Source organism: Arthrobacter sp. KNU40 (genome assembly GCF_051515115.1).
Lineage (GTDB): Bacteria > Actinomycetota > Actinomycetes > Actinomycetales > Micrococcaceae > Arthrobacter.
The window spans coordinates 2,722,926-2,745,988 of the sequence record NZ_CP195850.1; the positions used below are offsets into that span (position 1 = coordinate 2,722,926).

Annotated in this window: 25 protein-coding genes; 12 read left to right on the top strand and 13 right to left on the bottom strand. The window is 63.7% G+C overall.

Annotation, left to right across the window (positions count from 1 at the left end; genetic code table 11):
• Nucleotides 1-33: 33 nt before the first annotated feature.
• The 3 genes from ACSKT0_RS12540 to ACSKT0_RS12550 form a co-directional block, all read right to left on the bottom strand.
• Complete coding sequence (locus tag ACSKT0_RS12540) at nucleotides 34-1,101, bottom strand: IS110 family transposase (RefSeq protein ID WP_437770106.1); 1,068 nt, start codon at nucleotides 1,099-1,101, stop codon at nucleotides 34-36.
• Between the two features lie 589 nt (nucleotides 1,102-1,690).
• Nucleotides 1,691-2,617, bottom strand: a complete 927-nt coding sequence (pdxS, locus tag ACSKT0_RS12545; RefSeq protein ID WP_437770107.1) for a pyridoxal 5'-phosphate synthase lyase subunit PdxS — start codon at nucleotides 2,615-2,617, stop codon at nucleotides 1,691-1,693.
• Between the two features lie 194 nt (nucleotides 2,618-2,811).
• Complete coding sequence (locus ACSKT0_RS12550) at nucleotides 2,812-2,949, bottom strand: hypothetical protein (RefSeq protein WP_437770108.1); 138 nt, start codon at nucleotides 2,947-2,949, stop codon at nucleotides 2,812-2,814.
• 111 nt (nucleotides 2,950-3,060) lie between these two features.
• Between ACSKT0_RS12550 and ACSKT0_RS12555 the strand changes: the two genes are divergently transcribed.
• Nucleotides 3,061-4,728 (top strand): DUF222 domain-containing protein, encoded by a 1,668-nt coding sequence (locus ACSKT0_RS12555; RefSeq protein WP_437770109.1) that lies wholly within the window; start codon nucleotides 3,061-3,063, stop codon nucleotides 4,726-4,728.
• Between the two features lie 49 nt (nucleotides 4,729-4,777).
• Here ACSKT0_RS12555 and pgsA read toward each other — a convergent pair whose 3' ends face one another.
• The 4 genes from pgsA to ACSKT0_RS12575 all read right to left on the bottom strand — a co-directional run bounded on the left by pgsA (nucleotide 4,778) and on the right by ACSKT0_RS12575 (nucleotide 9,831).
• A complete protein-coding gene (gene pgsA, locus ACSKT0_RS12560; RefSeq protein ID WP_437770110.1) occupies nucleotides 4,778-5,407 on the bottom strand; it encodes a phosphatidylinositol phosphate synthase in 630 nt (209 codons plus the stop codon).
• Nucleotides 5,400-6,008 carry an HIT family protein gene (locus ACSKT0_RS12565; RefSeq protein ID WP_345450673.1) on the bottom strand — a complete coding sequence of 203 codons (609 nt, stop codon included), beginning with the start codon at nucleotides 6,006-6,008 and terminating at the stop codon, nucleotides 5,400-5,402. The genes pgsA and ACSKT0_RS12565 overlap by 8 nt, the downstream gene beginning before the upstream one ends.
• Nucleotides 6,009-6,037: 29 nt before the next feature.
• Nucleotides 6,038-8,047: a threonine--tRNA ligase gene (gene thrS, locus ACSKT0_RS12570; protein WP_345450675.1), complete on the bottom strand. Its 2,010-nt coding sequence runs from the start codon at nucleotides 8,045-8,047 to the stop codon at nucleotides 6,038-6,040.
• Nucleotides 8,048-8,244: 197 nt separating this feature from the next.
• Entirely contained in the window at nucleotides 8,245-9,831 is a 1,587-nt protein-coding gene (locus ACSKT0_RS12575; RefSeq protein WP_437770111.1) for a S53 family peptidase, read from the bottom strand.
• Between the two features lie 221 nt (nucleotides 9,832-10,052).
• Here ACSKT0_RS12575 and ACSKT0_RS12580 point away from each other — a divergent pair, with 221 nt between their 5' ends.
• From ACSKT0_RS12580 to ACSKT0_RS12595, 4 genes are all read left to right on the top strand, one after another.
• Nucleotides 10,053-11,453, top strand: a complete 1,401-nt coding sequence (locus ACSKT0_RS12580) for a glutamate decarboxylase (RefSeq protein WP_437774023.1) — start codon at nucleotides 10,053-10,055, stop codon at nucleotides 11,451-11,453.
• A gap of 39 nt (nucleotides 11,454-11,492) precedes the next feature.
• Complete coding sequence (locus ACSKT0_RS12585) at nucleotides 11,493-12,359, top strand: class II glutamine amidotransferase (protein WP_437770112.1); 867 nt, start codon at nucleotides 11,493-11,495, stop codon at nucleotides 12,357-12,359.
• Nucleotides 12,360-12,448: 89 nt separating this feature from the next.
• The gene (locus tag ACSKT0_RS12590) at nucleotides 12,449-12,601 is read left to right on the top strand and encodes a hypothetical protein (RefSeq protein ID WP_284982224.1); all 153 of its coding nucleotides are present in this window, start codon (nucleotides 12,449-12,451) and stop codon (nucleotides 12,599-12,601) included.
• A gap of 83 nt (nucleotides 12,602-12,684) precedes the next feature.
• Nucleotides 12,685-13,575 (top strand): helix-turn-helix transcriptional regulator, encoded by an 891-nt coding sequence (locus tag ACSKT0_RS12595; protein WP_437770113.1) that lies wholly within the window; start codon nucleotides 12,685-12,687, stop codon nucleotides 13,573-13,575.
• A 20-nt stretch (nucleotides 13,576-13,595) separates the two neighbouring features.
• Here the strand turns inward: ACSKT0_RS12595 and ACSKT0_RS12600 are convergent, their stop codons facing one another.
• From ACSKT0_RS12600 to ACSKT0_RS12620, 5 genes are all read right to left on the bottom strand, one after another.
• Complete coding sequence (locus tag ACSKT0_RS12600; RefSeq protein ID WP_437770114.1) at nucleotides 13,596-13,919, bottom strand: type II toxin-antitoxin system PemK/MazF family toxin; 324 nt, start codon at nucleotides 13,917-13,919, stop codon at nucleotides 13,596-13,598.
• On the bottom strand, nucleotides 13,916-14,128 hold the full coding sequence (locus tag ACSKT0_RS12605; protein WP_437770115.1) for an antitoxin MazE family protein: 213 nt from the start codon (nucleotides 14,126-14,128) through the stop codon (nucleotides 13,916-13,918). Before ACSKT0_RS12605 ends, ACSKT0_RS12600 begins: the two co-directional genes overlap by 4 nt.
• Before the next feature lie 78 nt (nucleotides 14,129-14,206).
• A complete protein-coding gene (locus ACSKT0_RS12610; protein WP_437770116.1) occupies nucleotides 14,207-14,650 on the bottom strand; it encodes a hypothetical protein in 444 nt (147 codons plus the stop codon).
• A 200-nt stretch (nucleotides 14,651-14,850) separates the two neighbouring features.
• Nucleotides 14,851-15,831 carry a cation diffusion facilitator family transporter gene (locus tag ACSKT0_RS12615; RefSeq protein ID WP_437770117.1) on the bottom strand — a complete coding sequence of 327 codons (981 nt, stop codon included), beginning with the start codon at nucleotides 15,829-15,831 and terminating at the stop codon, nucleotides 14,851-14,853.
• Nucleotides 15,832-15,867: 36 nt separating this feature from the next.
• Nucleotides 15,868-16,599: a DUF72 domain-containing protein gene (locus ACSKT0_RS12620; RefSeq protein ID WP_437770118.1), complete on the bottom strand. Its 732-nt coding sequence runs from the start codon at nucleotides 16,597-16,599 to the stop codon at nucleotides 15,868-15,870.
• A gap of 77 nt (nucleotides 16,600-16,676) precedes the next feature.
• On the opposite strand from ACSKT0_RS12620, the gene ACSKT0_RS12625 reads away from it, so the two are divergent.
• The 7 genes from ACSKT0_RS12625 to ACSKT0_RS12655 all read left to right on the top strand — a co-directional run bounded on the left by ACSKT0_RS12625 (nucleotide 16,677) and on the right by ACSKT0_RS12655 (nucleotide 21,885).
• A complete protein-coding gene (locus ACSKT0_RS12625) occupies nucleotides 16,677-16,880 on the top strand; it encodes a hypothetical protein (protein ID WP_376940683.1) in 204 nt (67 codons plus the stop codon).
• Between the two features lie 68 nt (nucleotides 16,881-16,948).
• The gene (locus ACSKT0_RS12630; RefSeq protein WP_437770119.1) at nucleotides 16,949-17,398 is read left to right on the top strand and encodes a DUF6328 family protein; all 450 of its coding nucleotides are present in this window, start codon (nucleotides 16,949-16,951) and stop codon (nucleotides 17,396-17,398) included.
• Nucleotides 17,399-17,658: 260 nt separating this feature from the next.
• Nucleotides 17,659-17,937 carry a hypothetical protein gene (locus ACSKT0_RS12635; protein WP_437770120.1) on the top strand — a complete coding sequence of 93 codons (279 nt, stop codon included), beginning with the start codon at nucleotides 17,659-17,661 and terminating at the stop codon, nucleotides 17,935-17,937.
• Nucleotides 17,938-17,992: 55 nt separating this feature from the next.
• Nucleotides 17,993-18,688, top strand: a complete 696-nt coding sequence (locus tag ACSKT0_RS12640) for an SRPBCC family protein (RefSeq protein WP_437770121.1) — start codon at nucleotides 17,993-17,995, stop codon at nucleotides 18,686-18,688.
• Between the two features lie 319 nt (nucleotides 18,689-19,007).
• Nucleotides 19,008-20,900: a transketolase gene (locus tag ACSKT0_RS12645; protein ID WP_437770122.1), complete on the top strand. Its 1,893-nt coding sequence runs from the start codon at nucleotides 19,008-19,010 to the stop codon at nucleotides 20,898-20,900.
• Between the two features lie 161 nt (nucleotides 20,901-21,061).
• A complete protein-coding gene (locus tag ACSKT0_RS12650; protein ID WP_437770123.1) occupies nucleotides 21,062-21,331 on the top strand; it encodes a hypothetical protein in 270 nt (89 codons plus the stop codon).
• 206 nt (nucleotides 21,332-21,537) lie between these two features.
• The gene (locus ACSKT0_RS12655; RefSeq protein ID WP_437770124.1) at nucleotides 21,538-21,885 is read left to right on the top strand and encodes a YegP family protein; all 348 of its coding nucleotides are present in this window, start codon (nucleotides 21,538-21,540) and stop codon (nucleotides 21,883-21,885) included.
• 139 nt (nucleotides 21,886-22,024) lie between these two features.
• On the opposite strand, the gene ligD is transcribed toward ACSKT0_RS12655, so the two are convergent.
• On the bottom strand, nucleotides 22,025-23,047 hold the full coding sequence (gene ligD, locus ACSKT0_RS12660; protein WP_437770125.1) for a non-homologous end-joining DNA ligase: 1,023 nt from the start codon (nucleotides 23,045-23,047) through the stop codon (nucleotides 22,025-22,027).
• Nucleotides 23,048-23,063: the final 16 nt, after the last annotated feature.

The window sequence follows — 23,063 nt, forward strand, 5'->3', positions numbered from 1 at the left end:
CTAGCTCGCAGTTGTTGACCCTTCTATGGTTCGTCAAGCGTGGCTGGGTGTTGGGTTTGTGTTGTTGAGTGTTCGGTAGATCCGTCGGGCGAGATAGCGTTTCACGCACCGGCGGATCTCCCTTTTGGTCCGTCCTTCGGCTTGTCGTTTCTGGACGTATCCGATGGTCTCGGTGTCGAAGGTCATCCTGCTGAGGGCGATCATGTGCAGGGCTTTGTTCAGGGTTCTGTCGCCGCCGCGGTTGAGCCGGTGCCGGACGGTGTTCCCGGAGGAGGCCGGGATCGGGCTGACCCCGGCCAGGGAAGCGAAGGCGGCCTCGGAACGGACCCGGCCCTGATGGGACCACGCGGTCAGGCAGATTGCGGCGGTGACGGGACCGAATCCGGTTTCCTGCAGCAGGGGCGCGGCTTCGCTGATTTCGACCAGTTCGGTGATCCGGGAGCCGTTGGTTTTGATGTCCGCGTCGAGTTCGCTGATGTGTCTGGCCAGCCGGACCGCTTCGGAGCGGGCAACGGACAATGCCAGCGGTTCTTCGCGGGCCCGCCAACGGGAGACCTCGGCGATCTGGGTTCCGGTCAGGGGTTTGCGGGCGTCCAGGCCCAGATCGTTCACCCTCAGGAGCGCGGTCAGTGCGTTCACGGACCGTGTGCGCTCGGTGGTCATGGACTCCCGCGCGGTGACCAGGACCCGCAAGGCTGCACGGATCCCTTCGTTCAGCCGCGGGCGGCGCAGCTGCTGCTCCCGGAGGGGCAGGACGGCCGCGGCGATCCGGTGCGCGTCCAACACATCGGACTTGCCGACTCCGCGGTGGGTGCGGGCGTCCATCCGGGCGGCTTCGGCGACCTGGTAGCCGGCGGCGCCGACGGCACCGGCGAGCAGGGCGCCATAGGACGCGGCGCCCTCGATCACCCACAGGGTCCCCAGATCGGCGCCGGTGCGGCGCGCGACCCAGGCGATGGCCCGGTTGATGCCGGCGCTGGTGGTCGGGAAATCCCGGGTCTGGAGCAGTTCCCCGGTAGCGGTGATGATGGCGTAGACATGGTTTTTGGCGTGGGTGTCGACGCCGACGACAAACGGGTGGGAATGCGCAACGATAGTCATAGCGGTTCCGGCACTTTCCTCTATTTCGCGGATATGGTCAGGGCCGCAAACGGCCGGTACCAGTCCGGGTAGAGGTCACTTCGGAACAGCACTGTGACGAGCCACGCCCCGTCAAACAGGGCGGGCAACCTTCTGATCAAGTCACCGAGGTGGGCCGGGCAGGTACCGGCCGCCCACCCCGCGGACGGACAAGTCACTAAAATGGCACCCCGACGGGGCCAGCCGTTATGTGAGTCACGACCGCAGGGCGGAACGGCCAGCACCTACTCTGCCAGCCAGTCCCAGACCAGCCACTCCAATCCTCACAGTCGTTATGGAGCCTCATAACGACAACAACTGCTAGTTACTTGGGTTAACGCGCGACGGCGGCCGGTCACCACGAAAGGTGACCGGCCGCCGTCGTAGTTAGCCAGAGCGGAAGGCTCATGGACTCAGAGCACCGGACGGTGTGATCCGGCAGCGCGTTCGACTGCTGCTCCACAAACTCGGCGCCGAGGCGCCTCCTCCATGGAGCCTCTGCAGTCTCTCTTAGCACGCCGAGGATCAGCGCCGTCCGGCGCACCAACATAGCGCGCCGGCTTAAGACCTACTACCAGCCGCGCTCGGCAAGGCGGTGCGGCTCGGGGATTTCCTCGACGTTGATGCCGACCATGGCTTCGCCCAGGCCTCGGGAGACCTTGGCGATGACGTCGGGGTCGTCGAAGAAGGTGGTGGCCTTTACGACGGCGGCGGCACGCTGGGCCGGGTTGCCGGACTTGAAGATGCCCGAACCGACGAACACGCCGTCCGCGCCGAGCTGCATCATCATGGCAGCGTCGGCCGGGGTGGCGATACCGCCGGCGGTGAACAGGACAACGGGAAGCTTGCCGGTCGCGGCGACTTCCTTGACGAGTTCGTACGGGGCCTGCAGTTCCTTGGCGGCGACGTAGAGCTCGTCATCGGGAAGCGTTGAGAGGCGGAGGATCTCGGCGCGGATCTGGCGCATGTGGGTGGTGGCGTTGGAGACGTCGCCTGTGCCGGCCTCGCCCTTGGAGCGGATCATGGCCGCGCCCTCGTTGATGCGGCGCAGCGCCTCGCCGAGGTTGGTGGCACCGCAGACGAAGGGAACCGTGAAGTTCCACTTGTCGATGTGGTGGGTGTAGTCGGCCGGGGTCAGGACCTCGGACTCGTCGATGTAGTCCACGCCGAGGGACTGCAGGACCTGTGCCTCGACGAAGTGGCCGATGCGGGCCTTGGCCATGACGGGGATGGAGACGGCGGCGATGATCGCATCGATCATGTCCGGATCCGACATGCGGGACACGCCGCCCTGGGCGCGGATGTCGGCGGGAACGCGCTCGAGCGCCATGACAGCCACGGCACCGGCATCTTCGGCGATGCGGGCCTGCTCGACGTTGACGACGTCCATGATGACGCCGCCCTTGAGCATCTCGGCCATACCGCGCTTGACGCGGTTGCTGCCCGTAACGCTGGCTGCGGACGAACCGGCTTCGTTGCTTACATCAGGTGTAGACACAAAAACCCCTATGGGTAGATAGAAGACCTTGGCCGGGGCGCAGGCGGACAGGGGCCACACACAGCGCGCCGGATTTCCAGGTCACATTGACCAAGTAACTTCAATACTAGTCCCCTGCGCTGTGCCCGTCGTACTTGATTACCGGCCTTGGCCACCCGGTCCTGCCGGCACCGGCGGGCGTCGCTCACCCGCTGTCATGACTTCCGCGCGTCGCGATACTTCAGGTACCCATTTACGGCATCAGATTCGTCGCCGTGGCGAAGGCGCGGGAATCCGTCTTCGGCAATGGTGAGTGCGTCACCGGCCCGGTCGCTGAGGCGATCCGGGTTCATTGGGACCTCAACACCTGATTTTTGGGACCTGTTTTCCTTGTTTCGCTTTGCGCGACGTCGATTGGCAGCGCAGGGGCTAAAAAAGTCAGACCCCCGTGACAGGGTTTATTCATGGAAGGCATCGGTCAACTCGTGGCACGTCGGGCAGCCCCGCCCGATGGCGGGATCGCGGCGCCGGGACGGCTGTCCCGCCGCCTGAAGCCCGTCCCTGCCTGGCATGCCGGGCAGCAAAACCCGGCCGCGCTGTCCCCGCGAGCCGCGCTGTCCCCCGCGAGTGGCCTTGATCTGGCGGTGGCGGCGATGGATGCGCTGCGCTCAACCGCTCTCGCCGACGCCCGCGTGCTGGCTTTCTCCGAAGCCGCCGATTTCGCCGGCAAGGTCGAGGAGATCTCCCGGACGGTCGAGTTTCTGCAGCTCGTCGCAGCCCAGGCCGTGGAACGGACCCGGCGCGAAGCCCAGGCGGCATGGCAGGCATCCCCGGCGCCGGGGTGGCGGACCGGCTGGACCGAACCCACCGCAGCCGACACCGCAGCCGCACCGGTCGCGGGAACTGAAGCCGACACCGCAGCCGCACCGGTCGCGGGAGCAGCCGACGCGGTCGACGACGGGTACCGGAACGCGGCCGAATTCCTGCGGGCCAGGCTGCGGATCAGCATCGGCGAGGCCAGGCGCCGGCTTGTCCTGGCCTCCGGCGTGCTCCCGCAAACAGGGATCGCCGGACAGGACGTCCCCGCACGCCACGAACTCCTCGCCGAAGCCCTTTCCACGGCAGCCGTGCCGTCCCGATCGGCCACGATCATCAGCATGGCGCTGGACCAGGTGCGACACATCGCCGACGCGGACACCGCCCACCAGATGGAACACTCCCTCACCCGCACCGCAGTTGAGAGCGACCCCGATTTCGTGTCCCGGATGGCCAAACGCTGGGTCGACGCGATCGACCAGGACGGATCCGAACCCGGCGAGGAAGAACTACGCCATCGCCAAGGAGCGTTCATCCGCAAACCCCGCCGCGGACTGCACCACCTGGAAATCTTCGCCACCGCGGAACAATTTGAAACCCTCGCCACCGCCATGAACACCGCCGCCAACCCCCGCCTGCAGCCCAACGCCGCCGGCACAGGCACCGGCACAGGCACCGGCCCCGCCACCGGCCCCGACCTGGACCGCCGCTCCCGGGCACAGAAACTCCTCGACGGGCTCACCGGCGCCTGCGCAGTGGCCCTGGCCACCGGCGAACTGCCCGCCAACGGCGGCCTCCGGCCCCAGCTGATGGTGACCATCGACTACCGGGACCTCCTCGAACGCCTCGAACGGGTCGACCGCGAAACGCCCACCGGCCCGCACCTGAGCAGCGGCGCGTCCACCTTCCAGGGCCCGCTCCACCCCTCGGTCATCCGCAAGATCGCCTGCGACGCGGACATCATCCCCGTCCTGCTCGGCAGCGATAGCCGCGTCCTGGACATCGGCCGCACCACCCGCATCTTCCCGCCCCACATCCGCAAAGCCATCATCGCCCGGGACCAAGGCTGCGCCTTCCCCGACTGCACCATCCCCGCACCCTGGTGCGAAGCCCACCACATCACCTACTGGTCCCACGGCGGCACCACCGGAACCGACAACGGCACCCTCTTATGCAGCCACCACCACCACGTCATCCACAAAGAACACTGGACCATCACCCTGGACACCGGCACAGCATGGTTCAAACCACCACCCCACCTCGACCCCCGCCAAACACCCCGACGCAACCACCACTTCCGACCCACCCGGACATAAGCCTGCCCGACAGGAAACGTGCCTGAACACGACAGGATGATCCCACCGCTTAAGCGGGCGTCCCGCCGTCGACGTCTGCCATCGCCTGTTCGCGGACGGCCGCCATCCTTTGGACGACGGTGACGGCCGTAGCGGCGGCGAGCATGACAAGGGTCACCAGCAAGACGACGGGAGGCAACCCGAGCCCGGTCAAGCCGGTGACGAGGAGCACAGAGATGAGCCGTTCCGCGCGCTCGGCTATGCCCACATTGGCGTAGAAGCCTAATGATTCAGCCTTGGCGCGGGCGTACGAAACCACCATCCCGAGCACCAAGCAGGCCAGGGAAGCGATAGCGATCGCACTGTTCCCGCCGCCCGTGAAGAACCAGATTGCGACGCCGGCGAAAATGGCGCCGTCTGCCAGCCGGTCCAGCGTGGAGTCGAGGAAGTTTCCCCAGGGGCCGCTGCGCCCCTGTTCCCTCGCCATGATTCCGTCCACGACGTCGGACAGCGCGAAAACGGCGATCAGCAGCGAACCCCACCAGAGCTGGCCCAGGGGGTAGAGAATCAGGGCACCGAGAACTACGCCGGCGGTCCCGACGACGGTGACGGCGTCGGGCGAGACCCCAACCCTGAGCAGGAACCGGGCAACGGGCGAGAACAGCCCGGTGAAAAACCCGCGGGCGTGCCGATTAAGCATCCGTCTCCCCGGAGAGATCCGACTCTTCCGGCCAGGCGTCGGCCACCTGCTGGCGAACCTCGTCAAGGGTCTGAGTGATGGCCTTCGTCTGAGCGATGATCGGGAAGAAGTTCCCGTCCCCACCCCAGCGAGGAACCACGTGCTGATGCAGGTGTGCGGCGATTCCCGCCCCGCCTGCCACGCCTTGGTTCATGCCCAGGTTGAAGCCGCTCGGGTTGGCCACCTTTCGCAGCACCCGCATAGCGGTCTGCGTGAGCTCTGCCATTTCCGCCGTTTCCTGCACTGTGATGTCCGTGTAGTCCGGAACGTGCCGGTAAGGACACACCAGCAAATGACCAGGGTTGTAAGGGAACAAATTGAGCACAACGTAGCACGTCTTGCCGCGCCGCACGATGAGGGATTCCTCGTCCGTGCGGCTCGGAGCTACACAGAACGGGCAGTCGTCCTGATTTTTGAACTGGTTCTGCCCGCCCTTGATGTAGGCAAGGCGGTGCGGAGTCCACAGGCGCTGGAAGGCATCAGGAACACCTGCCAGGCCGAAGTCGTCAGTCACTTCGGCATCGCCCGGATACTCAGCTGTCACGCCCGTGTTCTCCTGCACTATTTCCTGCCCCCCGCGTGTCCGACTCGTCAGCTCTCGCGGTTCTTGACGGCGTCCACAATTCTTCGGACGGCCTCGGCAACGGGCACACCGTTGTCCTGGCTGCCGTCGCGGAAGCGGAACGACACCGCGCCGGCCTCTGCGTCCTCTCCCCCTGCGATGAGGACGAAGGGAATCTTGTCCTTGCTCGCAGTGCGGATCTTCTTCGGGAAACGGTCTGAGGAAATGTCTACCTCGGCACGGATGCCAGCGGCCTTGAGCTGGCCGACGACGTCGAACATATAGTCGTTGAACGCCTCCGCCACCGGAATGCCGACCACCTGCACGGGCGAGAGCCAAGCGGGGAAAGCCCCCGCGTAGTGTTCGGTCAGTACGCCCATGAAACGCTCAACCGAGCCGAACAAGGCACGGTGGATCATGACCGGACGCTGGCGGGTACCGTCGGCGGCCTGGAACTCCAGCTCGAACCTCTCAGGCAAGTTGAAGTCCAGCTGGATGGTGGACATCTGCCAGGTGCGGCCCAAAGCATCCTTCGCCTGCACGGAGATCTTGGGACCGTAGAACGCGGCTCCGCCCGGATCCGGGACCAGCTCCAGCCCCGAGGCCTCGGCTACTTCGGCCAAGGTCCGGGTGGCTTCCTCCCATGCGGCGTCCTCTCCAACGAACTTGTCTTCGTTCTTGGTGGACAGTTCAAGGTAGAAGTCGTCCAGGCCGTAGTCTTTGAGCAGGCCGAGGACGAAGTTCAAGGTTGTGGTCAGCTCGTCCTTCATCTGCTCGCGGGTGCAGTAGATGTGGGCGTCGTCCTGTGTCATGCCGCGCACGCGGGTCAGGCCGTGGACAACACCGGACTTCTCGTAGCGGTATACAGAGCCGAATTCGAAGAGCCGAAGGGGCAGTTCCCGGTAGGAGCGGCCGCGTGACCGGAAGATCAGGTTGTGCATGGGGCAGTTCATCGGCTTCAGGTAGTAGTCCTGGCCGGGCTTGCGTACGGTGCCGTCGTCGTTCAGTTCCGCGTCGATGTGCATCGCCGGGAACATGCCTTCCTTGTACCAGTCAAGGTGGCCGGAGACTTCGTAGAGGTGTCCCTTGGTGATGTGCGGGGTGTAGACGAACTCGTACCCGGCGTCGACGTGACGCTGGCGCGAATAGTCCTCCATCGCCTTGCGGATGATGCCGCCCTTGGGGTGGAACACCGGCAGGCCGGAGCCCAGCTCATCCGGGAAGGAAAACAGGTCCAGCTCCGCGCCGAGCTTGCGGTGATCGCGGCGCTCGGCCTCGGCGATGCGCTCCTGGTATGCCTTCAGCGCGTCCTTGGTGGGCCAGGCTGTGCCGTAGATGCGCTGCAGCTGCTGGTTGTTCTGGTTGCCCAGCCAGTATGCCGCCGAGGAGCGGGTCAGCGCGAAGGCGTTGGAGATCAGCTTGGTGTTGGGCAAGTGCGGGCCGCGGCAAAGATCGCACCAGACGCTGTCACCGCTCTTGCGGTCCACGTTGTCGTAGATGGTGATGTCCCCGGCGCCCACCTCGACGTTGACGCCCTCGCCGGCGTCGGCGGCGTCATTCTTCTTGCCCAGCAGTTCAAGCTTGTAGGGCTCGCCCTTCATGGCTTCGCGGGCTTCGTCTTCGGTGACGACGCGGCGCACGAACTTCTGGTTCTGGTTGATGATCTTTTGCATCATCTTCTCAAGCTGGCGCAAGTCTTCAGGAGTGAAGGGCTCGGCAACATCGAAGTCGAAGTAGAAGCCGTCTGTGATGTATGGGCCGATTCCGAGTTTGGCGTCCGGACGAAGCTGCTGCACAGCCTGGGCCATGACGTGCGCGGTTGAGTGACGCAGGACGTTAAGTCCGTCCGGCGAGTCGATGGTGATGCCATCAACCTGGGCACCCTCGGGCAGCACCTGGTCGAGGTCTTTGAGTTCGCCATCGACACGGGCCACTACGACGTCGCGGCGCTCAAAGAAGAGTTCCGCGCCGGTGGTCCCTTCCGTCACCTTGGTCTCTTCGCCATCGACGATGAGGGTGATCTGCTGGGCATCTGACACGGGTGTCTCCTATTCATTGATAAGGCTTCATAGCTTGTGGCGTACGGGGACCACAGCCAGCCATCGTCCATCGTATCCGCTCCGGCTGGGGCAGCCAAAGCAGGCGCGGGCGCGCCGTTTCGTGGGCTCCAGACCAACGCTTAAGCGGTGGCGGCCCTTTGAGTCCGGCCCTAATGAATCTTGTCGCGGAGTGAGGATCAAGGCTTGGTTTGCAGCAATGCAAGAAGGGCGCTGCCGTCCGGACTGCCCAGGCCTGTGCAGGGATCCCAGCCGGTCCCGGCATGGTAGCTTCCGTTGGAACCAGTGGTGATGTCATGGAAGCCCGACGCCGGTTGGGTGCCGTTTTGGTAGAGCAGCGGTTGGATGAGCCCAAAGCGCCTGTTAGTGGCCTGCGCGAGGCGGGCAACGAGGGCCGCCCAGAGCGGTGCGACCGCACTGGTTCCGCCGATCACCATGTCTTTCCCGTCGACGCGCACCTTGTAACCCGTCTGCGGGTCGGCGACACCGCTGACATCCGGGACGCCCCTTCCGGCCTTTTTGTGCTTGGCGTGCCCCGAGATGCCAGACTGCCAGGATGGAACCGGAAAGACGTCGCTGTAACCTCCGCCAGTAGCCGAGTTGGGGCCGTCGTTCCAGACCGTTTCCGCGCTGATGACGCCTGTCGCGCCGTCTGCTTGAAGGCGGGTTCCGCCGCAGGCCAGCACATGCGGGCTCGACGCCGGGAAATCGGCGTGATCCTTGTTGTCCGTTGCGCCGTCCGCACTGCCGTTGTCCCCGGCCGCGGCTGTCACCGTCACTCCGAGAGCCGCGGCGTCGGCCAGTGCCTGGTCGAAAGCCGTCCGGGCTTGGGCGGTCCAGGCGTCTTCGCTCTGACCCCAACTGATGCTGATCGCGGCCGGCACCGGATTTGCATGGGAGGCTGCGACAATCGCGTCCAGGAATCCGGCGTCAGTGTTGGGAGCGAAATAGACCACAATGGTGGCCTTCGGCGCCAAGGCGCCGACCACTTCGACGTCGAGCAGGACTTCCCCATCGGCGCCGGCCGGATCCTGCCCGGGATGGTTCGCCCCGCCGTCGACTCCCACCGCTGTGACGCTGGGCGTGACGATCCCCAGGCCCTGGAAGTAGGTGTCAAGGTCTTGCTGTCCGTAGCCGCCGCCCAGTTCAAGGATGGCAACGGTTTGGCCCGTTCCGTCCGTTCCCTCAGGAAAGTTGTAGATCTTGCCCAGCTGGGGCGGGGTGTAGCTGGTACCGGCCGCGGCCAGGGGAATGGCGTGGAATTGGGCCCGGGCCTGCGGCCGGTCGTCCAGGCCGAGGACGGCGACGACGACGCCGTCGAGGGCTGCAGGCACTTGCAGGCCTCCGGTGCGGTGCCGGTGGGTGACAGCAGCGCCGTCCGGGCCGCGGCTCGTCAGCTCGTCCAGTGACGTCCCGAAGACGGCGCCTAACCGCTCCACCGTTCCAGCCAGCCGAATCCTGCGGCTGGCCGCGTCCGATTCCACAACGTCGAGACCGAGGTCGGTGAAGGTGCGTCCAGCGAGATCAAGGTCTGCTGCCGACGCGCCGTACCGGGAGGCCAGTTCGTCCCGCGAAAGCGGAGCGGACGGAATTTCGGGCATCTCTTCCTGGCGCCTCAGGATGACCGTCGCCTCGATCCGACGCGAAGGATCGACGGGACCGAGAACGTCCCGGACCCCCGGAGCCGGAGCCCTGTCTGATCCGGGCAGCGGAACGCTTTGCGTTTCCGTAGGCTGTCGGTCTTCTGGAGTGTCCTGCATCGACATTGGTGCCTCCTACGCTCGCTGTGAGAGAGCTTCGTCCCCTGCGATTATGCACCCGGAGCCGTTTTGGCACCATGGCGTGGAACAGAAATGGTCACTGGCGCCGACTCGGCTGGCGCGGCTTCCGAAGGGCTTGGGCACGGCGGCCGCCCACGGTAGCGTGGGGCCTTGGCGGCCCAAGCCACAGCAATGGCCGGCACAGCGGCGAGTCAAAGGAGCGAACCATCAATAGGTCACACCGAACATCAGCCCATGAACCCGACACCGCAGTTGAATTGAACCCGGTGTTCAGCCGGCCGGGAGAATCCAGTATTTTTCCACGGTTCACCATTCCGGACGGTGAGTCCCTTCCTTCGACTGCTTATCAGGTAGTCCACGACGAAGCCATGTTGGACGGCAACTCCCGCCTGAACCTCGCCACGTTCGTCGGAACCTGGATGGAACCCGAGGCGTCGAAGCTGTATGCCGAAACGTTCGACAAGAACATGATCGACAAGGACGAATACCCCCAGACGGCGTTGATTGAGACCCGCTGCTGGCGGATGCTCGCCGACTTGTGGAACGCCCCCGATCCGGCCAAGTCCGTTGGGACCTCCACGATCGGTTCCTCCGAGGCATGCATGCTGGGCGGCTTGGCCTTGAAACGTCGCTGGCAGCACGCGCGGCGGGCGGCCGGCCTTTCCACAGACAAACCCAACCTGGTCCTCAGCTCGGCAGTGCAGGTGTGCTGGGAGAAGTTCTGCAACTACTGGGATGTGGAGGCCCGGTACGTTCCGGTGTCGAAGGAACACCAAATGCTGGACGGCTACGAGCTGGACAAGTACGTGGACGAGAACACCATTGGCGTTGTGGCCATCATGGGCGTGACCTACACGGGAGTCTATGAACCCGTGGAGAAAATCTCGGCGGCGCTGGACGAAATCCAGGAAAAGCACGGCCTTGATATTCCGATCCACGTCGACGGCGCCTCCGGAGCGATGGTTGCGCCCTTCCTGCAGAGGGAGACTGTCTGGGACTTCCGTCTGCCGAGGGTCGCCTCGATCAACACGTCCGGCCACAAGTACGGCTTGGTCTATCCCGGTCTTGGCTGGATCATTTGGCGGGACGAGCAAGCGCTCCCCGAAGACCTGATCTTCCATGTCAGCTACCTCGGCGGGAACATGCCGAGCTTCGCACTGAACTTCTCGCGGCCCGGCGCCCAGGTGCTGCTTCAGTACTACCTGTTCCTCCGGCTCGGATACGAGGGATACAAATCCGTTCAGGCAACCTCCCGGGACGTGGCGCTCTATCTATCGAGTGAAATAGGGGCGATGGAGCCGTTTACCTTGTGGAGCGACGGATCGGACATTCCGGTCTTTGCCTGGCAGCTCACCGACGGATACACGAAGAACTGGAACCTTCACCACTTGTCCGAGCGGCTGCGGATGAATGGATGGCTCGTCCCTGCCTACCCCATGCCGGACGGATTGAGCGAGATCACAGTCCAACGGATCGTTGTCCGCAACGGTTTCACACGAGACCTCGCATCGAGTTTCCTGGCCGACCTCAAGAAGGAAGTCGCCTACTTGGACGGCCTCACGTCACCGATGCCCGCCGATGGGCAAACCCAGGCGTTCCACCACTAGCAGCTTCACCACCGACCGCTCCAAGGAAGGACGTGTGCCATGTGCCGATTGTTCGGCTTGCATGCCGGTTCACAAGCAGTCCGCGCCACTTTTTGGCTCCTGGACGCGCCGGACAGCCTCGCTGACCAGAGCCGGCGCGAGCCCGACGGCGCCGGCATAGGCACGTTCGACAGTGAAGGTAAGGCCCATGTCGCCAAACAGCCTCTCGCTGCATGGGAGGACCACGCCTTTGCGCGCGAGGCGCGGGTCCTGAAGAGCACGACGTTCCTGGCCCATGTGCGGTATGCCAGTACCGGCGCGCACACCATGGTCAACACGCACCCGTTCGAGCAGGACGGGAGGTTGTTCGCCCACAACGGCGCCTTCGGCGATCTTGAACGGCTCGATCAGCGGCTGGCCGAGTTCGGGGTTTCGGATCTGGTAAAGGGCCAGACAGACAGTGAACGCCTCTTCGCATTGCTCACCGCGGAGAGCAGGCGCGCAAATGGCGACGTCGGCGAAGGTATCACCCAAGCGATCAGCTGGATCGCGAAGGAGCTCCCAGTGTTCAGCTTGAACCTGATCCTGACGACGGCGAGCGACGTTTGGTCGGTCAGGTATCCGGACACGCATGAACTGCACATTCTGGAACGGTTGCCTGCCCGCGCCGAGGAGGCGGCTCCCCTGGACGCGCGGAGCTCCCGCATCCGCGCCCACAGCAAGGATTTGGCCCATTCCGGACACGTCCTCATCGCCACCGAACCGATGGATGACAACCCGGAATGGAGAGCACTGCCGGGCGGTGCGTTGGTCCACATCGGTCCGGATCTCGATGTGACCATCAGCCACCCCTTCCCGGAGGCTCCGACACATCCGCTCACGCTATCGGACCTCTCCCCCTCCGCGGCAGCATCCCAGAAGCCGTGATCCTCGAACACAAAACAGCGTCCGGCGTCTTGGGCTTATGGCCGCGTGTTCATCGTGTCCGCGCGCCCCGCCGCGCATAAGATCGATCCATGACCGCTGAAGTCGAATCCGAAACCGCCTTCGTCCCGGCCGTCCAACTCGACGGGCAAATGAGCATCAATGACGTCCTGCTGGAGCTGGGACGGGAACCAGTGGTGTACCCGTCCGCGAACGCCGACGCCGGCGATTTCCGCATTTTCTAGCACCGGCGCTGGGGGAACTCCGGCTGATAGAGGTACTGGCAGGGACTCCCTCAAGGCGCTCAAACGTCACTATCGTTGATCGCATGGACAACCGGAACGACGCCCGCGATTTCCTTGCTTCCCGGCGTGCGAAGATCACCCCCGAACAGGCGGGGCTACCGACGTCGGGCGGGAACCGGCGCGTAGCCGGTCTCCGTCGCGGAGAAGTCGCAATCCTGGCCGGGGTAAGCGTCGAGTATTACACGCGGCTGGAACGCGGAAACCTTGCCGGAGTATCCGAGAGCGTCCTGGAAGCATTGGCCAGGGCTCTCCAACTCGACGACGCTGAGAGCGCACACCTGTTCGATCTGGCGCGCACAGCCGGGACGAGCAAGCGGCTGCGTCGGTCGGCTCCACAACAAGTCCGGCCGAGTGTCCACTTTGTCCTCGACGCCATCACTGACGCGCCGGCATTTGTCCGCAACGCGCGCATGGATATCCTCGCCGCCAACAAACTTGGCCTTGCTTTGCATTCCGAGATGTACGTCAACCCGGTCCGGCCGCCCAACTACGCGCGCTTCATTTTCCTGGATGAGGAGCGGGCCCGGAGGTTCTTCCCGGATTGGGAACTCGCTGCCAACAACATGGTGGCCATCCTGCGCACAGAGGCCGGCCGCGACCCCTTCGACCGCGGATTGAGCGATCTTGTAGGCGAACTTTCCACCCGAAGCGATGAATTCCGCACTCGCTGGGCAGCCCACAACGTGCGCCGCCACTACAGCGGCTTCAAGCATTTCCATCACCCAGTGGTGGGCGAACTCCGGTTGCTGTTCGAGGCAATGGAATTGTCAGCGGACACCGGCCTCTCCCTGTTCATCTATCCTGCGGAACCTGGCTCCCCCTCGGCAGACGCCCTGCGCCTCCTCGCGAGCTGGGCCGCCACGCAGGAAATGGCAGATCAACCCCAAGCCGCACCCACTGCAGGCGGAGTGTGACGGCCTAGGGCTGCTATTCCCTACGCGATCCCGAGGAAAACCAAAAGCGCCCGTTCCACTTCCACAAGCTGGGCGGCGGTAAGGCGCCCTACCCGGGACTGGACGTTGGACCGGCGCACTGTGGTGACTTTGTCGATCATTACGTGACTTTCGCGGACCAGCCCTGACAGGTCAGAAGGTGTCACCGGGATCCGCAACAAACGCGCGTCCCGAAGAGTTGAGGTCATGGGCACCACGGTTAGGGACTCCGAATCGCTGAAGCGATCGTCCTGAATGACTAGCGCCGGACGTGGATTCGAGGCGAAGACGCCGCCAGCAACCGTCCAGATCTCGCCGCGGATCACTCCTCGTCGTCCCAGAGTACGGACACGGCGTCGACGAAGTCCTGATCATCGGAATGCCGGTCCGCTTCGGCCACGATGGCACTTTGCCGCCTCGCTTCCTCGGCGAACGTCTTGGCACGAGTGTCCGGCACCCACACCTGAATGGGCCGGAAGCCCTGCTCCCGCATCCGGCGCCGATACTCGCTAACTCGATCCTTCACCGTTCCCATACGACAATTGTTACATGTAACCGTTTCGGCCGGTAGAGGCCGGTCGGACCCTGTGCCCAGACTAAACGTTGCCCTGACTTACCGCGTTGGCCCCCGGCGCCCCTCTTCGTCGCCTCGCTCGTCGTCTCGCTCCCGTCGGTCTCCGGCGTCGTCCCTGTCCCGACGGCGTACCTCACCATTCGTGTCCGAGCGGTTGCCCGCATCGGGGTCCAACTCTTCCGCCCGCCGCAGCCTGTCCTGCGAGGCTTCGTTGGCCCGTTCGGCTGCCTTCTGCTTGTCAGTGGCCTCCTGATGCAAGCGTTCCGCTTCGCTCTCGGCGCGGGCGGCGTCAGCTGCCGCTCGAGCGGCCTCAGCGCTGCGCTCATGAGCTCCGAGGGCGTCGGCACGGGCTTTCTCGCGGAGGTCCGCAGCGCGCTTGCGGTTAGCTGCGTCCTTCGCTCGGCGCCCATAAGCGACGACGGCGACGATCACGGCGATGATCACAATCGCCACCACGATCCAAATCCATGCTTGCCCGTCCATTGCAGCTCCCCTCGAAAATTGACTGTGCTTCCGGTGCGCAAGCTCGATGGTTCGGCCGACCGTGCCGTCGGCAGCTCGGATCGGCGTCCCCGGACAGCGCGCGGATGCTGGTCCCTTGAGTCAACAACTTTGCGTGAAACATGGCACGAGTAGCCTGTACTTGTTTTCCCCAGAGGTTCCAGCGGATTGCCGATGCTGGTTTACTCAACGGCAGGCGACTGTGGCCGAACGCCAAAGGACAGCGAGGGTTCGTCGGGCGTAGCGAGGGTCAGCACCGCCTCCTCGACGGTCTCCTCATCTTCCAGTTCCCGTTCCACACGGCGCAATGCGATGGCTACCTCATGCTCCCGAAGGTCGCCCGTGATATCCACCGCCGCGACGAGGTACAGCTTGCGCGGCCCAACAAACTCCAGGTGCAGATACGTTAGGCGATCGATTTCCGGGTGTTCCATGACCCTGATCGCCATCGACTTCTCGAGTTCCGGTGTAACGCCCTGACCGACGAGGAAGCGACGATTGCGATCTATCAGCACCACCGCGATGACACCGAGAAGGATGCCGACAAATATGGATCCGAGGGCATCTGGGAGCGGCGATCCAGTGAGCTGGTGCAGAAAGATCCCCAAGAAGGCAATGAGCAGGCCTATCAGCGCGGCACTGTCCTCCGCGAAGACGGCGCGCATGGTGGGGTCCGAGCTTTTGAGCACTTGTTCCAAGGTGCGACGTTCAAGTTCCCTTGCCGACGTGCGGGCCTGCCGGAACGCTTGGATGAACGAGGCCCCTTCGAGCACGAAGGATATCGCGAGGACAACATAGGCGACCTCGAAATCACCCCCTGGATCCGGTGCGAAAAGCTGTTGGACACCGTGCATCACGGACACAACGGCCCCTGCTGTGAACAAGCCGAAGGCGGCAAACATCGACCACACGTAAGCTTCCCTGCCGTAGCCCATCGGATGGGCCACGTCCCGCTGTTTCGAGGATCTCCTCTCAGCCACCAGCAGGAATATCTGGTTACCGGTGTCCGCCCAGGAGTGGGCGGACTCGGCGATCATCGAAGCGGAACCGGTAAGTATGGCCGCGACGGTTTTTGCCGCGGCGACCAAAAGATTTGCGGCAAAGGCCAAGATCACGGTCATGAGGGATGAAGACGGCATCTTGACCTTCTTGGTTTCAACCATGGAAGCTACGGTACCCACCAACGGTGGAGACCACGCCTAGTGGCTGCCGAGGAACGAACGGAGGGTGAGGGCGTTACGGACCGCGTTGCCGCCGCCGTCGTTATTGAAATAGACGAAGACCTCCTTGCCCGCGGCCTCCCATTCCGCAATTCGTTCTGCCCACCAGCGCAGGTCCTGATCGGAGTATGAACCTCCGGAAAGGTGATGGTGATCCGGCCCGTGCATCCTGATGTAGACAAACGGCGCCGTGGCCCTCAGGACGCAAGGGAGCTCCGCTCCGCTCATGATGCAGTAGGCCGTTTGGTGCCTTTCAAGCAGTTCGTAGACAGCCTCGTCGTGCCAGCTGTGATGGCGGAATTCGACGGCGACTTTCATCCACTCGGGAAGGAGGTCAAGGAAATACGCCAGCCGGCCGTCGTCGCGCTCCATTCCCGGCGGCAGCTGGACCAGCATGACTCCACGCCTGGCCCCGAGCTCATGCCACGCCGAGGTGATCCTGCCAATCCAGGCTTCAGGGGCATAAAGGCGCTTTGCGTGGGTGAGCCCGCGGGGCGCTTTGACCGAAAAGGCGAAGCCTTCAGGCAGCCGGCGTCGCCAGCTGGCAAACGATGGATCACGCGGCCACCGATAGAAACTCGCGTTGAGTTCGACGGTCTCGAATTGCTGCACGTAGTAACCGAGCCGGTTACGGGAGGGAGTGCCAGCGGGATAGAGCACGTGCTCCCAGTGGTCGTAACTCCACCCCGACGTTCCAACGTGGGTTCCCATGTGCCCAGCCTATGGTCGACGTCCCTAAATAAGTAAGCTGATGATATCCGGGATTGAAGAGAGGTTGGTCGAGGGCCATGCGATTCGGGTCGATTTTCGGGCTGATCGTGGTGATCTGGCTCATCATTGGAGCGGTAGCCGCTGGACAACGTGGCTACTTCAGCGCAGTTCCCGCGCAGTGTTCCCAGTTGGCAACAATCAGCCTGAATATTGTTGCCGGCCCCCTGAACTACATGGGACTGAACCCTGTGGCAGGTTGCGAACTGCCGCGTCCGTCGTGAGCGGACCGGAAGATCCTCCACTCACCGGGCCGGCAGCCGACACCAGGCATGAGTCCGAGGACCAGCGCATGGACCGCAACTGGAATGAGCTGCTCCAGGAGATGCGCGTCCTCCAGACAGGCGTGCAAATTATCGGTGGCTTCCTGCTCACCCTTCCGTTCCAGCAGAGATTCGGCACCCTGACCGAGCTGCAGAAGTGGTGGTTTCTCCTTCTGGTCGTTCTGGCGACCATGACCACCGGCCTCATGCTGGTGCCGGTCAGCCTGCACCGGCGGCTCTTCCAGCATCACGTCAAGGACCGGTTGGTGGCTGCAGGGGACATGGTCGTCAAGGCCGTCGTCGCATGTGTATCCCTGCTGATCGCAGGATGTGCCGGACTGATCTTCAGCGTTGCCGTGGGGCCCGAAGCTGGCCTGGCCGCCGGGGGCGGCATTCTTGTCGCCCTCGCGGCGATCGTGCTCGTGTACCCGCTGCTTTCCTGGTCTCCCGCTCGCCGGAAGGCCGAGCCGGAACCCTGATTCGAGGTCTGACGACGGCCTAGTCTAGGCCGTCTCGATCGACATAGTAAGTTTGCTGATCAATTTTCCCGAATCCATGGACAAGTAACCGCCCAGCCTACTAGTTTCGATGTGGTAACAGGCTTGAAAGGGCGTCGACAGAAGGCCAGAGGCCTTCTCGTCCGGGGCCAGCCTCGCGGTCACTACGGACGGCGTCTTAAGTATCAGGTTCTTGATTTTCCACCAACAGGTTCAACCAGCACGGAATGGACGGTATGGACATGGACAAGCAGCACGCAGCCGAGGAAGAGGAAGCCGGAGGCTACGGAACTCCGACGCCGGAACAAGAAACAGCAGGACGCGCGGGCCAGCAGGCGAATCAGGGCGGGCAGAACGGATCAACCGCGGTGCCATCGGCCGATGCCGAGCTGGATGAGTCGAACTCCGAGGGAAGCAAGCCAGGGAGTTCTTTCTCGTCCGAACCGAAGGGCGATGCGACTGGGCTGCCCGAGGATAAGTCCCCGAAAGACGACGACGGCGAAACTTTCGACGCTGGCTAGACCGCCAGACGACCACCAACCTCCGCAGGAACAAGCGCAAGCAAGGAGCACAAACATGGCTACGGTTAACCGAACAATCGACGTGGAAGTTCCCGTTTCAGTGGCATACAACCAATGGACCCAGTTCGAGTCTTTCCCGGAATTCATGAAGGGCGTCGAAGCGGTGGAACAAATCGACGAGACTGCCCTGCATTTTTCCACCAACGTGGGCGGCGTCAAGCGCGACTTCAACGCCCAAATCCTTGAGCAGGTGCCGGATTCGCTAGTCAGCTGGGCCAGCATTGACGGACCAAGGAACGCGGGGACGGTTAGCTTCGAACCACTTGGAGCGGACCGTACCCGAGTAAATGTGGAGATCGAATGGGAGCCAGAGAGCCTTGCCGAGAAGGCCGGCTCGCTGGTGGGCATCGATGACATGCGGGTCTCAGCCGACCTCGACAAGTTCAAGAAATTCATCGAAGAGCGCGGCTATGAGACTGGCGGCTGGCGAGGCTCCGTGGCCGCCGGGGATGTCGACGACTCCGGGGCAGTATTCCGTGCCGCTACCACTTCGGAACTGCCCGCCGTCGATCCTGACTTGACGGCCCCTGCCGCTACGGAAGCGGCCGACGGCGGCGACGCGGCTCGCGTCGGCCAGTACACCGAGGGCGACTACGGCACGGAGCGCGTCACGGATCTCCCCGCAGAGCGGATCGAAGGCGACTACACCACGGAGGAAACCGAAACACGTCCGCGTCCGTCGGACCGCTGAGCCCCGTGGGGCCGGCCACGAACAGGCCGGCCCCACGGACGTCCGCCCAGACTTCATCGACTATTCGAGGAGCAGACAATGAGCGAGTTCCCTCCCGACCCGACGCGAGACCCTAGCGCTGACCCCACCCGAGAGCCTGGTCCAAGCCCGACGCCGGAGCCGGCACCGTTGCCGGAGCCAGGGCCGACACCTGTGCCGACCCCTGGCCCGGACTTTCCCTCTCCGCCTTCGCGCCCCTTGGGAGAGCCGCCACTCACGATCTTGTAGGCCCGACATGAAGTGCAGGCCGCCCGCTCAGAGCGTATGAAAGGCAACTGAGATGTCGAACGATCCAGAAATGCGGCCTGCACTGATGCAAGCCGAAGAAGCGGACTCCATCCGGGCTCTGGCGACGCAATTGCGTGTGGACTCCATCAGGTGCAGCACCAACGCCGGCTCGGGTCATCCCACGTCGTCGTTGTCGGCCGCGGATCTCATGGCGGTCCTCCTCACCAGGCACCTTCGCTACGACTGGGAACACCCGGCTTTGCCGAACAACGACCACCTGATCTTCTCCAAGGGACATGCTTCACCGCTTCTGTACTCCATGTATCGGGCCGTGGGCGTGGTGGAGGAAGAGGAACTGCTGAACACCTATCGTCAGTTCGGTGCCCGTCTTCAGGGCCACCCGACGCCGGTGCTGCCTTGGGTGGATGTGGCGACCGGCTCGCTGGGACAAGGGCTGCCGGTCGCCGTCGGGGTGAGCCTCGCGGGACGGTACCTGGACAAACTTCCCTTCCACACCTGGGTGTTGTGCGGAGACAGCGAGCTGGCTGAAGGGTCCATCTGGGAGGCCCTCGACAAGGCGGCCTACTACAAGCTCTGCAACCTCACCGCCGTCGTCGACGTCAACCGGCTCGGTCAGGACGGCCCGACCGAACTGCAGTGGGACATGGACGCCTACGCCAGGCGGGTAGAAGCCTTCGGGGCCCGGGCCCTCATCATCGACGGCCATGACCTCAGCCAGATAGACGACGCGCTGAGCCGGGCCCGCAGCGACCACGATCAGCCGACGGTGATCCTGGCCAAGACGATCAAGGGCAAAGGGGTAGCTGAGATCGAAGACCAGAACGGCTGGCACGGCAAAGCGCTCCCGGCGGACATGGCCGAGAAAGCCATAGCATCCCTTGGTGGACCGAGCAGCGTCCACGTGACCACCAGACCTCCGGAGCCCGGCACTCCAGCAATCACGCCGGAAACTCACGCCGCCGTAACACTTCCGGATTGGAAGGTTGGCGACAAAGTGGCGACCAGGGCCGCCTTTGGCGCCGCCGTATCCGCGCTTGCGGTCCGCCCCGAAGTGGTGGTCCTTGACGGCGAAGTGGGGAATTCGACCCACGCCGGAGACTTCAAGGAGGTGGCTCCTGAGCGGTATTTCGAAATCTTCATTGCCGAGCAGCAACTCGTCGCCGCAACCATCGGCCTCTCGGTACGTGGCTACGTGGCCTTCGCCTCAAGTTTCGCGGCTTTCCTGATTTCGCGGCCATTCGACTTTATCCGCATGGCCGGAGTCTCAGAAGTGGACATCCGGCTCGTCGGCACGCACGCCGGCGTTGAAATCGGGCAAGATGGTCCTTCGCAAATGGCCCTGGAGGACATAGCAGCCATGAGGGCAGTGCACAGTTCCACGGTGCTCTATCCGGCCGACGCCCCTTCGACGGCGCAGCTCGTGAGCACCATGGCGGACACGCCCGGAATCTCCTATCTGCGCGCCACCCGGGGAGCTTATCCCGTGATTTACGGTCCGGACGAACACTTCCCCCTTGGCGGAAGCAAGGTCCACGGCGCCGGCCCCGACGACCAGGTTGCCCTCATCGGCGCCGGCGTCACGCTCCACGAATGCCTCGCTGCCGCCGAGGAACTGGCCCAGTCGGGAATCAAAGCCCGCGTCATCGACCTCTACTCCATCAAGCCGGTCGACGTCGACACCCTGCGCCGGACGTGCCTCGAAACCGACGGCCGGATTGTTGTCGCAGAAGACCACTACGCACAAGGCGGGATCGGCTCGGCCGTGCTCGAAGCGCTCGCGAGTGCCAACACGCCCAAACTCCATTTGGCGCTGCTTGCGGTAAGGGAACTTCCTGGCTCGGGCGAACCCAAGGACTTGCTCAACGCCGCAGGTATTTCCGCACGCCACATCGCTGCCGCCGCCCGTGACTTGGTCATGGACTGAGGCCGCAACGGCGCGACGGCGCCGCCTTGGGGTTTGCGTCACAATCTGTCGTTTCCAAGCCATATTCGTCGTTCTGAGCATTTAGCGGTGAACAACCCGGGCGCCCTCATTACTATCTAGTGGATGGGGGCGAATTCCGGACCTAGCTGGGAGTTGCCGGGATGAAATATCAGGAGCTGGCATTGTCGGAACCTTTGGAGTCTGAAGACCCGCTCGTCGAGCCGGAACCGGTTCTGGTTCCCGGGGACGACAGGGACACCCTGGCCGCCCTGCGTGGGCAAGCGCAGGAGATCATCGACGAAGTCCTCGGCGGAACCGAACCGAGCGGTGAGCACCTACGGGCAAAGCTCAGGTCCAGCATTGCCCGGCACCCGGGATTCCCGGAGCTAGCGCTGCTCGAGCACTTGATGAACCGGGCGAGTGGCAACTGACCCACCCCGCGGTTGCACACGTTTTACACAGGGTTTACCCACGCGGTCTTGTTAGCCTCAACACAGTCATCACAGACTGAATATCACGTGAAAAACGATTCACGGTGGTTGTTCAACCAGAGCAGCGGACGAGGAATGCAGTGATGCTCCGTCCCGGGCGGTAGTGAAGTCGCTACTGAGCGGGATCCGCAGACCGGGAGGTAGCAGTGGCCGGCATATTCGAAGTGTTTGTTGACGGGGAGTCCTTTTTCAGGTTCCGCCTCAAATCACCTGACGGAACGGTCATCGCTGTTTCGACGCCGTTCGAGGACAAGCCCGCGGTTGTCGCCGGAATCGCCGCTGCACGGGAGTGCGCGGGCATGGGATTGGTCACCGACCTGTGCCCGGCGGCGGGCGTACGCGAACGGGCCGCGACCGTTCGCCCGAGCGCTATCCCTCACAATGTGGGTTCCCAGCCATGTGACGAACCTCGCCAGGCATCCGACGGATTCCGCACCCGCGCCAAAGAACTCCGGCGTGCGGCAACCGCGCCCAGATGGACCGGCGCGGCGTAAAACCTCGACAACGTCAGGACCGACGGCGCACTGGGGGACTCACCTGGGTCTCAGCAGGCAAGATGCGCCGCCGGCCGTTTTGGTCCAGCCCTCATTCTTCCACTCATTGTCTGTCGAGGCCACCTTCCCGGCCTATCAGTCAGTCCTGCTTGCGTGCTCGACTTGGCTGTACACGCGGTGGTTCTCCAGGCATCTTCGGGTAGTCGGGCGGGAACGGCAGCTCCCCGAGCCCGGCTCCGACGTCGCGTTCCCACCATTGAAGCAGGACGTCAATTTTGCCTGCTTTGGAGTTCATGTCATCCCAAGGGTCTCCTACGGATTTCAGCCTGCCTGGCACGCTAAGGATGGTGAACTTTTTCGGGTCAGCAGTTTCCAGTTCGTCCCACGTGATCGGACAAGAGACCGGGGCATGGGCAAGCGCCCTCGGGCTATACGCGCCGGCTATGGTGCGGTCGCGGTTGGCTTGGTTGAAATCGACGAATACCCGTTCACCCCGTTCTTCCTTCCACCAGGCAGTGGTGACCTTGTCCGGCATTCGGCGCTCGAGCTCCCGGGCGGCTGCAATCACGGCATGCCGTACGTCCAAGAACTCATGCGAAGGCTCGATCGGGGCATAGACGTGGAGCCCGCGGTTTCCGGAGGTCTTGATAAAAGTGGTCAATCCCGCCTCCGCGAGTACGCCTTTCAGCTCAAGGGCCGCGGGAATCGCGTCATCGAAATCTGTTCCGGGCTGCGGGTCCAGGTCGATCCGCAACTGGTCGGGGTTGTCGGTGTTTTCGGCTCGTGACGGCCAAGGATGAAAGACCACCGTGTTCATCTGGACGGCCCACACTGCCGCGGCTGGCTCGTCGAGGACCAATTGGGGATGCGAGCGCGCACTCGGATAGATCACCCTTACCGACCGGATAAAGTCCGGGGTTCCTTTCGGCGGATTCTTGGAGAAGAACTGTTCTCCGTCGATGCTGTCCGAAAAGCGCTGCAGCGAGACCGGCCGGTCACCGTTCGCGGCTATGAATGCTTCCCCGACATCAACGATATAGCGCGCGAGATCCAGCTTGGTGAGGCCCAATTCCGGCCAGAGAACCCGGCTCGGACTGGAGATCCGCATTTCCCGGGAACCGTTCGGCCCATCAACGGTGAGGGTGGTTGCTTCGGTAGCCATGGGGACAAGCTACCCC